13 protein-coding genes and 1 tRNA gene are annotated in these 12316 nt (G+C 67.9%); 11 read left to right on the top strand and 3 right to left on the bottom strand.

What is annotated here, in order from left to right:
- The first annotated feature begins 82 nt into the window (after nt 1-82).
- From AB0I32_RS03955 to AB0I32_RS03935, 5 genes are all read left to right on the top strand, one after another.
- Entirely contained in the window at nt 83-1192 is a 1110-nt protein-coding gene (locus AB0I32_RS03955) for a transaldolase family protein (protein WP_357503092.1), read from the top strand.
- Nucleotides 1193-1239: 47 nt separating this feature from the next.
- Entirely contained in the window at nt 1240-1608 is a 369-nt protein-coding gene (locus AB0I32_RS03950; protein ID WP_357503090.1) for a nuclear transport factor 2 family protein, read from the top strand.
- A gap of 104 nt (nt 1609-1712) precedes the next feature.
- Nucleotides 1713-1783: transfer RNA gene (locus tag AB0I32_RS03945), tRNA-Gly, on the top strand.
- Between the two features lie 191 nt (nt 1784-1974).
- Complete coding sequence (locus AB0I32_RS03940; protein ID WP_357503088.1) at nt 1975-3369, top strand: tyrosine-type recombinase/integrase; 1395 nt, start codon at nt 1975-1977, stop codon at nt 3367-3369.
- A gap of 59 nt (nt 3370-3428) precedes the next feature.
- Nucleotides 3429-3848: a helix-turn-helix domain-containing protein gene (locus AB0I32_RS03935; RefSeq protein ID WP_357503086.1), complete on the top strand. Its 420-nt coding sequence runs from the start codon at nt 3429-3431 to the stop codon at nt 3846-3848.
- A gap of 887 nt (nt 3849-4735) precedes the next feature.
- Here AB0I32_RS03935 and AB0I32_RS03930 read toward each other — a convergent pair.
- Nucleotides 4736-5230 (bottom strand): DUF6000 family protein, encoded by a 495-nt coding sequence (locus AB0I32_RS03930; protein WP_357503084.1) that lies wholly within the window; start codon nt 5228-5230, stop codon nt 4736-4738.
- 263 nt (nt 5231-5493) lie between these two features.
- Between AB0I32_RS03930 and cutA the strand changes: the two genes are divergently transcribed.
- A complete protein-coding gene (cutA, locus tag AB0I32_RS03925) occupies nt 5494-5835 on the top strand; it encodes a divalent-cation tolerance protein CutA (protein ID WP_357503082.1) in 342 nt (113 codons plus the stop codon).
- Between the two features lie 51 nt (nt 5836-5886).
- On the opposite strand, the gene AB0I32_RS03920 is transcribed toward cutA, so the two are convergent.
- Together AB0I32_RS03920 and AB0I32_RS03915 are read right to left on the bottom strand one after the other, a co-directional pair.
- On the bottom strand, nt 5887-6609 hold the full coding sequence (locus AB0I32_RS03920) for a GntR family transcriptional regulator (protein ID WP_357503080.1): 723 nt from the start codon (nt 6607-6609) through the stop codon (nt 5887-5889).
- A gap of 27 nt (nt 6610-6636) precedes the next feature.
- A complete protein-coding gene (locus tag AB0I32_RS03915) occupies nt 6637-7170 on the bottom strand; it encodes a UTRA domain-containing protein (RefSeq protein WP_357503078.1) in 534 nt (177 codons plus the stop codon).
- A 237-nt stretch (nt 7171-7407) separates the two neighbouring features.
- Here AB0I32_RS03915 and AB0I32_RS03910 point away from each other — a divergent pair, with 237 nt between their 5' ends.
- The 5 genes from AB0I32_RS03910 to AB0I32_RS03890 all read left to right on the top strand — a co-directional run bounded on the left by AB0I32_RS03910 (nt 7408) and on the right by AB0I32_RS03890 (nt 12260).
- The gene (locus tag AB0I32_RS03910) at nt 7408-7719 is read left to right on the top strand and encodes a hypothetical protein (protein ID WP_357503076.1); all 312 of its coding nucleotides are present in this window, start codon (nt 7408-7410) and stop codon (nt 7717-7719) included.
- 5 nt (nt 7720-7724) lie between these two features.
- Nucleotides 7725-8837, top strand: a complete 1113-nt coding sequence (locus tag AB0I32_RS03905; protein WP_357503074.1) for an HAD family hydrolase — start codon at nt 7725-7727, stop codon at nt 8835-8837.
- A gap of 615 nt (nt 8838-9452) precedes the next feature.
- Nucleotides 9453-10472, top strand: a complete 1020-nt coding sequence (locus AB0I32_RS03900; protein ID WP_357503072.1) for a hypothetical protein — start codon at nt 9453-9455, stop codon at nt 10470-10472.
- A 448-nt stretch (nt 10473-10920) separates the two neighbouring features.
- Nucleotides 10921-11298, top strand: a complete 378-nt coding sequence (locus tag AB0I32_RS03895) for a hypothetical protein (protein ID WP_357503070.1) — start codon at nt 10921-10923, stop codon at nt 11296-11298.
- Between the two features lie 788 nt (nt 11299-12086).
- Nucleotides 12087-12260, top strand: a complete 174-nt coding sequence (locus tag AB0I32_RS03890; protein WP_357503068.1) for a hypothetical protein — start codon at nt 12087-12089, stop codon at nt 12258-12260.
- The last annotated feature ends 56 nt before the right edge of the window (nt 12261-12316 follow it).

The raw sequence follows: 12316 nt of genomic DNA, 5'->3' as shown, positions 1-12316 counted from the left end.
GAATGGAGTCACGCCGAACCCTGCGACGACGCGGGCTCGGGTGCGGGACGCGCACTGTCGGCCTACGCCTCCGGAGGATCTCGTGACCCAGCCGCTCGACACCGCCACACCTGACAGCGCTGGCGGGGAGACCCCCCTGGCGCGCATGACGCGCGAGCACCCGCAGACGGCGCTGTGGAACGACTCGGCGGACCCGGTGCAGCTCGGCCGCGCGATCGCCTGGGGTGCCGTCGGCGCGACCTGCAACCCGGTGATCGCGCTCGCCGCGATCGAGGCGGACCTGCCGCGCTGGACGGCCCGGCTGGGCGCGCTCGCTCTCGACCGGCCCGCCGCGACGGAGTCCGAGCTCGGCTGGCTGGTGGTCCAGGAGCTGAGCGTCGAGGCGGCCCGCCTGCTGCTGCCGGCCTTCGAGGAGTCCGGTGGCCGGAACGGTCGGCTCTCGATCCAGACCGACCCGCGCCTGCACCGGGACGCCGGTGCCTTGGTACGCCAGGCGGAGCAGTTCGCGGCGCTGGCGCCGAACATCATCGTGAAGATCCCGGCGACGCAGGTCGGTATCGAGGCGATCGAGGAAGTGACCTACCGCGGCATCAGCGTCAACGCGACGGTGTCGTTCACCGTGGCGCAGGCGGTGGCTGTGGCTGAGGCGGTCGAGCGTGGTCTCGACCGGCGCGAGCGTGAGGGGCTGCCGGTCGAGGAAATGGGGGCCGTTGCGACGATCATGGGCGGGCGGCTGGACGACTGGCTCAAGATCGTGGCGGCACGGGAGGGGCTGTTGCTGCCGCCGGGGACTCTTGACTGGGCGGGGGTGGCTGCTCTGAAGAATGCCTACCGGATCTTCGTCGAGCGGGGCTATCGCACCCGGGTGCTGTCTGCGGCGTTCCGGACCCATCTGCATCTGTCGGAGCTGGTGGGCGGTGACCTTGTGATCTCGCCGCCGTTCGAGTGGCAGGACTCGATCAACCGGAATTCTCTGGCGCTGCCGTCGCGCATCGACTCACCTGTGGATCCGGAGATCCTGGAGACGCTCTTGCGTTGCCTGCCGGACTTCCGGGCCGCTCATGAGCCTGATGGGCTGGCGCCTGAGGAGTTCGCCGGGTTCGGACCGGCGCGGCGGACCTTGCGGCAGTTCCTCGAGGCGGATGCGCAGCTGGATACGCTGGTGCGGGACGTTCTGGTTGCTGCGCCCTGAGGTTTCCGGGTTGCGGAGCCCCTGCCAACGTCTGGCATCCTGCAGCGATGTCAGCCAGAGAGGTCATGGAACGGCTCGCGGACGTCATCGACGGGCACCGGTGGGAGGAACTGCCGACGCTGCTCGATCCCGCGTTCACCTGCCGCTACGTACACACCGGCGAGACGTTCGACGCGGACTCGTGGGTGCGGCTGAACGCGGACTACCCAGGCTTCCAGAACTTTCGGCTCGAGGACTGCGTAGCCGACCAGGAGCGGGCTGCCGGGCGTGCCCACGTGACAGGCATGGCAGACGGCGAGCAGCAGCACTTCGAGGTGGCGACATTCATCACCGTGCGCGGTGGCCTCATCGTCGACATGACGGAGGTGTGGACCGACGTCGACCAGGCTCCGCCCACCGGTACCCGGCTTGCATGAGCGGCTCGCGGCCTGACGGCGACGCGCGCGGTGCACCGGGAGCACTTCGCAGGCGCCGAGGTTTGCTAAGGTAACACCCGCGCCGCGCTTCGAGTGCGGGGCTTGCGGGCGTAGCTCAATGGTAGAGCCTTAGTCTTCCAAACTAATTACGCGGGTTCGATTCCCGTCGCCCGCTCAGAGCACGGAAGCCCAGGTCAGAGAGTGTTTCTGACCTGGGCTTCGTGCATTCTGGAGGGTTGGAAGCGGCGCCGACTGGCCCTAAATGGCCCTAAGTCGCTCGCGGCAGGGCCAGGAGCCGGAGCCACAATGTTCGCTTCACCCGATCCGCAGGGCGCTCCCTCTGGGAGCGCGCGCACACCTCGAAGCATGACCAAGCGTCCCCGCCGCAGCATCCGGCGCGCCTACGGCAACATCCGGCAGCGCGGCCCGAACCGCTGGCAGGCCAGGTACACCGGACCCGACGGTGTGCGCCGTCCGATCGGAACGTTCGGGTCCGAGAAGGCGGCGAACGCCGCTCTGGCCCGCGTGCTCAGCGACGTTTACCAGGGCACGTACCGCGAGCCCGAGACGGGCGACGTGCCGCTGCGCGAGTACGCGCAGCGGTGGCTCGCCACCCGCGACCTCAAGCCCTCCACCCTCGACGGCTACGAGCGACTGCTGCAGCGCTGGATCCTCGCGCCGCTGCCGAGCCCGGGCGGTGCGCGGCAGCTCGACCTCGGCTCACTCCCCCTGCGCTCGCTCTCTCACACCATGGTGAGCGAGTGGTACGCCGCGCTGCTGGTGGCGACGGCGGCGTCTGCTGCGGAGTGGCTGGCACGCGGTGGTGGGCCGAGCGACGCGGCCCACGTGCGGGCGTGGGCACGGTCGACTGGACGGCCGGTGGGCGACTCCGGGCGGATGCCGGCGGCGGTCTGGCAGGCGTGGCAATCCGCCGGGCAGCCGCGTGCCGCGTCGGTCGAGTCGCGGCATGCCGGGATCGTGACCGGCCGGACCCAGGCCGCGCACGCCTACGCGCTGCTGCGGACCATCTGCGGCGACGCCGTGCGCGACCGGCTCATCGAGGCAAACCCGTGCAGCATTCGCGGCGCCGGTCAGACCCGGCCGGCGGAACGCGTGGTCCCCGGTGACTCCGTGGTCGACGCGATCGCAGCAGCCTTCGACGGACCGTCCGAGCGGTACCGCGCGGCGGTGATCGTCGCCGCGCACTCCGGGCTTCGGGCGGGCGAGCTGTTCGCGCTCGAACGCCAGCACGTCGAGCGGACGCCGCAGGGCGGCGTGCGGCTCAACGTGCGGCAGACCCTCGTCGACGTGCCGGGCAAGCCGGTCGCGTTCGGCCCGCCCAAGTCGGACGCTGGCCGTCGCAAGGTCCACCTGCCGCCGGAGGCCGCCCGAGTCCTCCTGGCCCACCTGGAGCGCTACACCGGGCCCGGTCCACGGTCGCTGGTGTTCGCGACGGCGGCGGGGCGGCCGGTGCGCGGCGGGAACCGCTCGTCGATGTTTTCTCGCGCCAAGAGGCGCGCTGGGGCGCCTCTTGAACTCCGCTGGCACGACCTGCGACATCTCGCGGCTACTCGTGCCGCCGAGGCCGGGGCGACGCTGGCCGAGCTGCAACGGCGGATCGGGCACTCGACCGTCGCCGCAGCGATGGTCTACCAGCACGCCACCGACGACGGCGACGAACGTCTGGCGGCACGCATGGCCGAAATCCATGCGGCGAGGCGGGCGTCCAATGTCGTGGAGTTCCCTGGGCTGAGCGGGTGACGCCTGCCGCTGCCCGACCCCTTCTGCGGGGCTGGGCAGCGGCGGGCTCTTGGAGGTTCGTGCACACCTACCTGTCGTTGACCGTTGCCAGACAGGAGTCAGAGATGGATACCGAGGGTGTGCTGCCGTTTGCCGTTGACGATCCCCTGCTGACGGCGGCCGAGGCCGCCGAGGTGCTGGGAGTGTCTCGCTGGTGGTTCGGCGAGCTGGTGCGCCGGGGACGCGTCGGACCGTGCGCGCGGATCGCTGGCCGGCTGCGGGTGCGGCGGTCGGTGCTGGACCGGTACCGGGCCGAGCAAGCGGGCGACCCTGAGGACCCGTATCTGACGTATAAGGACATCGGTGCGTATCTCGGTGTCTCATCGTGGACGGCCGGAGAGTTGGTGCGGCGTGGGCTGCTAACCGGAACTCGGGTCGGCCGACGGGTCGTGGTGCGACGGTCTGCGGTGGAGGCCTACGTCGAGGCCTGCACGAAGTAGATCCAGTGCTGGGCGCTGGGACGTTCGCCCAGGTCGTACGCTCCCGCCAAATCGGCGGGACCATACTTGTCCGGTTTGTTCCTCGCGCTCAGTCGTGGGCGCGGCCTGGATCGCTTCCGGACCCTCGGATCGGGCGGTGGTCGTCCTGGTGCGGTGGTCGGTGATCGATGCCGACGTCGACACCTGGACTCAGCAATTTTGACGCTGGGACCCGGGGCGTCTGCCCAGGTCATATGGTCCTGCCAAATTGGCAGAACCATTATTGTCCGGCTTGTTCTCCAGTGCCGGAACCCAGTGGCGCGTCGGTAGTTCGGTAGAACCCCAGGTCAGGCGGCGGTGCCAAATTGGCACCACCGCAACTGTCCGGATTAGCCCTAAAGCTGGAGGCGGCCCAGCTCTGACCGCGCGGCAGGCCGGAGCGAACCCGCAGGTCCCGCGGTGGTGGCAATTTGCCACCACCGCGCATGTCCGAGTTAGCCCGCATGCACCTGCACCTGCCTGCCCCATGCTCACGATTGTGCACCCCACCTGTACCCGGCGAGGTACCAGTTGACGTCCCCCATGCAGCCTTTCCAGATACGTTCCGGGTGGGGGACATGGCAGCGAACAGGGCGAACACATGTCCCCCAACTCGTGAGCATCGCTCACAGGCTGAACGTGGAATCGGCGCGCGCTCGCGCATGGGCATGGCCCCACGGTTGGCGCAGCGGACTCGACCCGCCGGCCACTGCCGGGCGACCCGCGCACACGTACACATCCATGCGTCGATGATGACTGGCGAGCGCACGCTTTGCGCACACCAAGATGTCCGCACACCAGGGTGTGCGGACACATCCGTGCAGGTCAGATGCGCACACCACTTCGGCGCACAGCGGTCCCCGCGGCGGTTACATTCGTCTTCGAGGGCGCCGGGTCCGGAACGTCTTCTGAAGATCCTGCGCGGTGGCGAGTAGTTCTTCGAATGCCTCGACAGCCCACGTCGCGGGAGCCACTGGTGGTGTGCCTCCGAGGTGGGCGATCGCGGCGGCCACGATCTCAAACGATTGGTCCCGACGAGGCTGATCGATGATCCGCTCGAGGTAGGTCTCCATCGCTCCCAGTGCATCCTGCCCGGCGAGCATCGCACTGACGGCCGCAAGTGGCAGCGCTGAGTCATCGCGGTGTGATTCGGCCATGCCGGCGACGACGGTGTCGCGGACCTCCTCCGCCGGGACTGCCAGGGCGAACCACGCACCCATAGCCATCCGCCGCCAGTCCCCTGTGTTCAGCAGCCACCGCACCTCCGTCGCAGTGATCTTGCCGCTCGCGCGCACAAGGCCCCGTTCGACGTCGGGCAAATAGGCAAGCGCGCTGGCACCGCTCATCCTCAGATAGAACGGCACGACGAACCGCCTGTCGATCCGCCCTGGCCCGCGCCTCACACGCCAGCCCAGGGGCGGTCCTCGGCCGGGACCTGCCCGAACTCACGAACGCCTCGACCCAGACGACGAGTGTCCGACGCGCGGTCCAGAAGCAGTTCGATCGCACCCACCGTCCCCTCGCCGTGTCGCCAGCGCGAGTCTGACACCGCACCAGTACCCGGGCGACAATAGCGGGCACCCGCGCCTCAATCCCACGCTTGCCCGACGCCGGTACGCTCGCTGCCATGGCGAACAATCCGGGCGACGTGAAGTTCGTGCAGGTTGCGACGACGTTTGATGCCGTGGAGGAAGCCGAGGCTCTCGCCTCGTCGGCTGTCGAAGCGCGGCTCGCGGCATGCGCGCAGGCCGAGGGCCCGGTCACGAGCGTGTACCGCTGGGACGGCGCAGTGCAGAAGGACAAGGAATGGCGCGTCACGTTCAAGACGACCGCTGCTCTCGCGGACCGGCTCACCGAGTACATCGTGCGTGAACACTCCTACGATGTTCCGGAAGTTCTGGTGACGCCCGTGATCGGCGGACACCAGAAGTACCTGGAGTGGGTGCAGAACGAGACACAGCAAGAGTGATCCTGCGCGTGGTCACCCCGGGCCAACCGCTTGTCTCGGTCACGACTGGATTCAGTCCGAGTCGGGCACCAGGCGACTGAACTGGAGCTCGTACAGGTGCGCTCCCTTGACCAGTACCGATGCTTCGACTGGCCGGTCGTCGTCGGAGAGCACGACGCGGAGCTGGCGGATCACCAGGGCACGCACGGGTAAGTCGAGCATCTCGACCTCTTCTCGTGTTGGAGGCCTTGCTGAGACGCGATCGACGAAGGCCCGGGGAGGCAGACCAAGATTCGCGAAGACCTTGGGCGCACCGCCGGCGATCTTGCCTGGTCCGGATAGCGGCGTGCCCTCAGCGATGCTTGCCGGGTAGTACGAGGCGGACAGTTCAAGCGGCTGCCCATCGTGGAGCAGGATCCTGCGGCGCCGCACCGTCTGTTCTCCGTCAGCAAGGCCCAGGGCGGTGGCGATGTCGGCGGGCGGGTTGACGGTCTCGACGTCGAGCAGTTCGTAGGAGAACGAGCCATCCGGTGGTAGGTAGGCGCCGGTGTCGATGACCAGCGGCGGCTGGTTGCGGACGTAGACGCCCTTGCCGACACGGCTGTTGAGGAACCCTTCGTCCTTCAGGGACTTCAGCGCACGCTGGATGGTGGCATTCGCCGCGTCGAACCGCGCCATGAGCTGGGCGGTCGACGGCAGCTGCGCCCCGGGCGCCAGATCACCGCAAAGGATCTGCTCGCGCAGCTCAGCGGCGACCTGCTCGTGGCGAGGCCGCTGATCAGTTCCGCGGGGCATGGCCTGCTCCCGCACGTGTCCGGTGTGTCACGGGGTGATCTCGTAACGCAGTCTGCGGGTCTCGGCCGGCGAGATCATCACGCTGGCCTCAACCGGTCGGTCGTCATCGGAGAAGATCACTCGGGCAAGCTCGACCACGACTGCCGGGAGCTCCAGGCCGAACTCCTCGGCCTCCGCTGGGGTCGCGATGCGTGCGGTGACGTCCTCGACCACCCGCCGAGACGGGTAGCCCAGAGTTACCAGGTGGGCGACGGCGCCGCCGGGGATCTTGCTCATCTCGGCCAGCCGAGTACCGCTCGCGATCGAGGCCAGGTAGTACGAGTCAACGAGCTCCACCGGGCGGCCGTCCAGGAGCATCACACGGGAGCGCAGCACTACCTCCTCACCGGGCTGAAGCCCCAAAGCGCGGGCGACGGACTCGGGAGCGGGCCGCGTGTCCACGGCCACGAGCCGCTGCGTGCCCTTGCCGCCATGAGCCTTGGCCTCTGCAGCCCAGACATCGCCCGGCTCGCCGGTCACGTATGGCAGAGACACGCTCGTCCACTGCCCGTCGCTGCTCATCCTCGATCGCTCCTCTGCTCCATTTCACACCTGCTCCAGCCTGCGCAAAGAGCCGACGCGCGCACTCACTCTACGTTGCAAGCACGTAGCGCCTCTGCCTCTAGTTCCGGACCTAATCCTTGGCACCTTACTAAAAAGGCAGTAAGGTGCCAGAAGTTGCTCGGATCCGGCAATCGGCTCCCGAGCCATGAAATCGAGGGCGCACTGCCGCCCCTGTATCGGACAGAGGAGAGCGCGATGAGAGTTCGGTCGACCCGCGATGACGGGGCGCTCACCGCCATGGATCAGCTCATCTTCGCCATGGCCGCCGCCACGGACGCTCTGCGGACGGTGGGCCCGGACCAGATCGAGATCGTGACGTTGACTCGTGGCCGGATTTGCCTACAGCCCACGGACATCAACCGCGGAGAGCAGATCGCGCGAGCCTTGGGGTGCGAGTCCCCGTTGGACCACCGCATGTTCGTTCCCGGGCACACGCTGTGGACTGGCGAGCACGACGGTCTGGAAGTCCAGGTGCGTTCAGCGCTGCGGCAGGTCGTGGCCCTATGAGTGCCGTGACCGCCACATCCGCTCGGGTCCTCGTTGCTCTGGATATCGACGGCACGCTGATAGACAGCGACCGGCGGATTCCATCCGGGACGGTCGAGACGCTGGACCTGGTCCGTGCGGCCGGCCATGAGGTTGTGCTCGCCACGGGCAGATCCTTGGCGGGGCTACTGCCGATCGCTACCCGGCTGGGCCTCACCACCGGGTGGGCGGTGTGCTCCAACGGAGCCCTGACCATTCACCTGGACCCGTCTACACCGTCTGGCTACGAAATTGTCGAGGTCTGCCTGTTCGACCCTGCACCCGTCATCCAGTGCGCCGTGGACGTAGCGCCGGCCGTGCGAGTGGCGATCGAGGAGATCGGATGGGGCTGGCGCACCAGCAGCCCCTTCGAACCTGGCGAACTCAACGGGCATCAGAAGGCTGTCCCGCTAGCCGACCTCATGGCCGAGCCTGCGACCCGCATCGCGCTCACCGCCCCCGATCTCCGCCGCTACACCGACGCGCTCCGCGCCACAGGGGTCACGGCGGCCCCACAACGTGTGGACTGGCTCGACGTCACTGCACCCGGCGTCAACAAGGCTGTCGCCCTCGACACCGTCCGCAGCCACCTGGATATCCGTGCGGATCACACGGTGGCGGTCGGGGACGGCGTCAACGACCTCGACATGCTGGCCTGGGCCGGACGCTCAGTCGCGATGGGACACGCACCAGCGATCGTACGCAGCGCCGCGGACGAAACCACCGGCACCATCGACCAAGCTGGCGCTCTGCCCGTCCTGGCCTCTCTTATCCCTGCTGTGGACGGTTCACTCTCGCCGCTGGCCGCGCAGATCGCCACCGCCGAGCAGACCGCTCCCGGACCGGCCGCACTGCGGGTATGGCACGGCACCGGACCGGACCTGGCCCGATGTGAAGCATGGACCCTCCAAGACGGCTTCTGGGTGAGGCACGCACCGATTCCGTCCGGCGTGGGCATCACGATGCGCGCGATCGAAGCCGCCGCACTAGAGGCAGGACTGCCCTACCCCCGTGGCGAGGAAGGCCGCCGTCGCGCGCAATGGCGCAGCGTCACCGGGGACGGACCTGCCGGATTCGAACTGCCCCTGACCGGCCTATAACCGCTCCCCATTGATCTTGCGGCTGGGCGAGTTGGCCGAAGCCGGTCGGGTACGTCCCGCCGAGGGCCTCGCGCATGACCCAGATGTAGACCGGCAGCTCGAAGACGGCTCGTAAGTCCATGGTGGTCCCCACAGTGGCGCCCCCTCCCACCCCTGAGACGAGTTCGAGATGAGTTCGTCGAGCGACAGGTGGGAGGGGACGTACTAGTCTCGAAGAAGTCGCGTGTGAAGTCGGAGGCCCCAGCCGGCTGCAACCAGCCGGGCCCTCCGACCGCTACGACCTCACAGGTCGTGCCACGTGCGGAACAGGATGGCGGCGGTCTGGATGACCTGAAGCGCGGTGCGAAGCCAACTCAGGTCTCCAGGCCGCCGCGGCTTGTTCGGCGCCCGCTTGGGCGGCTCACGCTGCGTACCCACGCGTTCCCCTCTCTAGGTGGTCGGGCGCCCGGTCGGCGCCGTGTGAGTCCAGTAGAGACACACCGACGACCACCGATCCAGTAGACTGGAGACGCGCCTTAACCGGCCAGTCGCGACTCGACTCAGCCAGACCCAGATGACCCGACTTCTGGCTGGTTAACACGTTCCGATTGAATCAACCTAACGAGGTGGGAAGTCGTGCCGGAGCTGGTGATTGACTGGACGCGAAAGCCCACCGCCAAGGAACGAGAGCAGCTCCAGCGCCGTCTCCTGCGCCTGCAGGTGCCCGGGCTGCCTGCGCACCTAAACGCCCTCGACGCGAAACTCCTGGGCTATGAGCGGTCGGTAGGCAAGCTCCGGACCGTCGGCCTCCGGCTGCGCCGACCGTTCGCGCACCTGACCGACCCCATCGACGACGACAGCTCAGACCGGAAAGCCCCGCCGCGCGAGCTCCGGCCGCCGGCGACCCGGATCTCCTCCAGCCTCGGCTCGGCGCTGCGCCTGGAGCTGACCGTCATCGCGCTGCTGCAACTGCACCGGAAGCCGGGGGCACGTGCTCACCTCGCGGACCTGGAGATTCCCATCGCTGGCGACAGCCAGCACACCGGCTGGGCCGACCTGGTCGCTGCGCTGCCGACCGACAGCAACGTGGGCGGGATCTACCACAACGCCCGCGACAAGCGCGCACGCACGGTGAGGAAGGCCCTGGAGCGGCTGGAGGGGGTCGGACTTGTCGACGTCCCCGGCAAGCCCGGAGAGCGCAACCGCTTCGAGGGCTTCGTGCCGCTCCACGAGGCCGGCGTCCAAGCCCACGGCGAGCGAGAGGAGTACGCGATCCCCGAGACGTCCGCCGCGGCCTTCGCGATGCCGCCCGGCTTGATCCTCAACGGCTGGCTGCACGTCCTCGAGGACTCCGAGATCGCCGTGCTGCTAATGGCCTCCTGCGGCACCGGCTCGTGGGTCGAGGACGGACTGCGGGCCTTCCCCGGTGCCGTGAGGCTGCGCCACTACGGCATCCACCGCGACCCCTACTCCGCTGCGCGCAAGACCCTGGAGTGGTTCGGTTTGCTCGAGGTCAAGGAGATCCGCCGGCACGAAGACGGCCGCGCTGAGGACGACGACCGATACCTGCACCGCATCGGGCTGCGCACGGCCGGCTTCGAGAAGCCCGCACTGCCGGCCATCCAGGCAGCGCTCCAGCGCCAGCTCGACCGCTGACCCAGTGAGGTAGGTCTTTCCGCCGGCAAGGAGTCACCTCACGGGCGGGTCACTGGCGGCACCCCGGGGGTACGAAGATTGGCCCTGACCTCCTGGTTCGCCGGCCGGCTGGCGCCTTGGGGGAACTGTGGGGGATTCGGGCCGGTGTGCCGCTACCGCGAGGGCAGTAGCTGGAACTGCGACGGGCTGTCGTAATACTCGACGAGCAGGACTCGTGTCTGCTCCACGCTGAGGCTACCCGTTCGCCTCATCCCCACTCAGCACCTCACAGGCCGTGGCGGGTTAGTCGTCCGACGCGACGACCAGCCGCATGGACTCTTGCTCACGGTCAATCGCGACGAACTCATGGAAGGTCGTCGCGCTCACGCCGCTGCAGGACAACAGGTCCCGCCCTCTCGGTCGCGGTGGCGGGGCCTGCCGGGGAACCCCACTCTGCCATGATCGCCGGATGGAGCTCCTGTGCCGTCGGTGCCACCGACGCGTGGCCGTCAGCGCTGCCGAGTACGACATTTTCGAGCAGATGCATTACGTGTGTTTCCACTACGAGTTTGAGCACGGCGAGTTCGACGTCGACGAGCAGTGTGACGCTGGCGGATGCCCCTCAGCCCCTTTCGGTTCCGGCAAGCGGGCCGTGGTCGAGACCGCCCGAGCCCTAGCCATCGAATCGGCGTCAGATGCGCCATGGACCAACCCGACACTGCACGAGTACCTCGAAGCACTCGCCGGGTGGATCGAGGACTCCGATGGGCACTACCCCCGTCATCCTCCCCAGAACGGCTGGGAAGTCGTCAACGACGCCCTCCGGGCCGCGACGGACTACGAGTGACTCCCGGCAAGGCGTCGACACGCAGAAGTGCAAGTAATAGAGAGGCCAGGCATCGCGGACCACTAACCGGTACCTGCGCGACCTCGGCACCGGGCTCACAAGTCGGACCCGAATCACCTCAACCAAGGCTCTCTGACGACGCACGGGCCGCCGGGAGGCTACAATCTAGGGCAGACACCTCACAGGCGAAAGAGAAGGTCCGCCCGACCGAGCGCCCTGACCAAGCCGGGATTTCATCTCCGGAACTTGAATTCGAACCCCCGGCCTCTTCTGGGGGTGCCGAGTCCACGCTCTACAACCGGACCGTCTGGTTCTTGTTCTTGTGGCGAGTCCGCGACCAGCGGGATCGTTGAAATATCGCGGGTCTGCGGGCTCGCCGTCGAGTCTGGCACCGATGCGCGCTGATGCGCAACCGCGCCCGCCCAGGCTCATTCGAAGCGTGGCATGCGCGTGGCACGGTGCTCATGCGTGGCACATCCGTGGCACGAACTCGTCCGCAATTCAGGGCATGAGATCGATGGTGAGGCAGGGTCGAGCGCAGCCGGACGTTCGCTAACCGTCTAGATGACCTGACCAAGGTGCATCGGGAGATAAACAGGGGTCCCGACCAGGGAAACGCGCCTCCGCGAGCAGCGCCAGCCTCGGAAGATCAGCCATCGCCTGTTTCAGGAGCAGGTCGATGGCCTTGTGGCTGAGTACCTTGGCGGGACGCCAACCCCTGAACTATGTCGGCGCCACTCGCTCGGCAAGAGCACGGTCTTGGGCCTCCTTAGGACGCGGGCGTAACGATGCGCAAGCAAGGACTGCCGGACAGTCGGGTTGCCGAGGTGGTGGCGCGCTACGAGCAAGGCTGGACCGCACCGCAGATTGCGGATCACTACGGCGTCTCCACCAAGAACATCCACACCCAGCTCCGTGAAGCAGGGGCGCGGATGCGGGACTCGCATGAGCGTGAGCAGTAGCCCTCTGCGGGTGAATTACTTACAGCGATCGGCTGACTGTCAGGGTCGAGTGCTAA

Source organism: Promicromonospora sp. NPDC050249, from assembly GCF_040656015.1.
In the GTDB taxonomy this organism is placed as follows: domain Bacteria; phylum Actinomycetota; class Actinomycetes; order Actinomycetales; family Cellulomonadaceae; genus Promicromonospora.
The sequence above is the reverse complement of the archived record's forward strand: the minus strand, read 5'-3'. Positions and strand labels throughout refer to the sequence as shown.

Bases quoted from the DNA above. Each gene is read 5' to 3' on its own strand.
- AB0I32_RS03895 (WP_357503070.1), top strand. From the start codon at position 10,921: ATGGAGCTCCTGTGCCGTCGGTGCCACCGACGCGTGGCCGTCAGCGCT.
- AB0I32_RS03915 (WP_357503078.1), bottom strand. From the start codon at position 7,170: ATGAGCAGCGACGGGCAGTGGACGAGCGTGTCTCTGCCATACGTGACC.
- AB0I32_RS03940 (WP_357503088.1), top strand. From the start codon at position 1,975: ATGACCAAGCGTCCCCGCCGCAGCATCCGGCGCGCCTACGGCAACATC.
- AB0I32_RS03950 (WP_357503090.1), top strand. From the start codon at position 1,240: ATGTCAGCCAGAGAGGTCATGGAACGGCTCGCGGACGTCATCGACGGG.
- AB0I32_RS03890 (WP_357503068.1), top strand. From the start codon at position 12,087: ATGCGCAAGCAAGGACTGCCGGACAGTCGGGTTGCCGAGGTGGTGGCG.
- cutA (WP_357503082.1), top strand. From the start codon at position 5,494: ATGGCGAACAATCCGGGCGACGTGAAGTTCGTGCAGGTTGCGACGACG.
- AB0I32_RS03910 (WP_357503076.1), top strand. From the start codon at position 7,408: ATGAGAGTTCGGTCGACCCGCGATGACGGGGCGCTCACCGCCATGGAT.
- AB0I32_RS03920 (WP_357503080.1), bottom strand. From the start codon at position 6,609: ATGCCCCGCGGAACTGATCAGCGGCCTCGCCACGAGCAGGTCGCCGCT.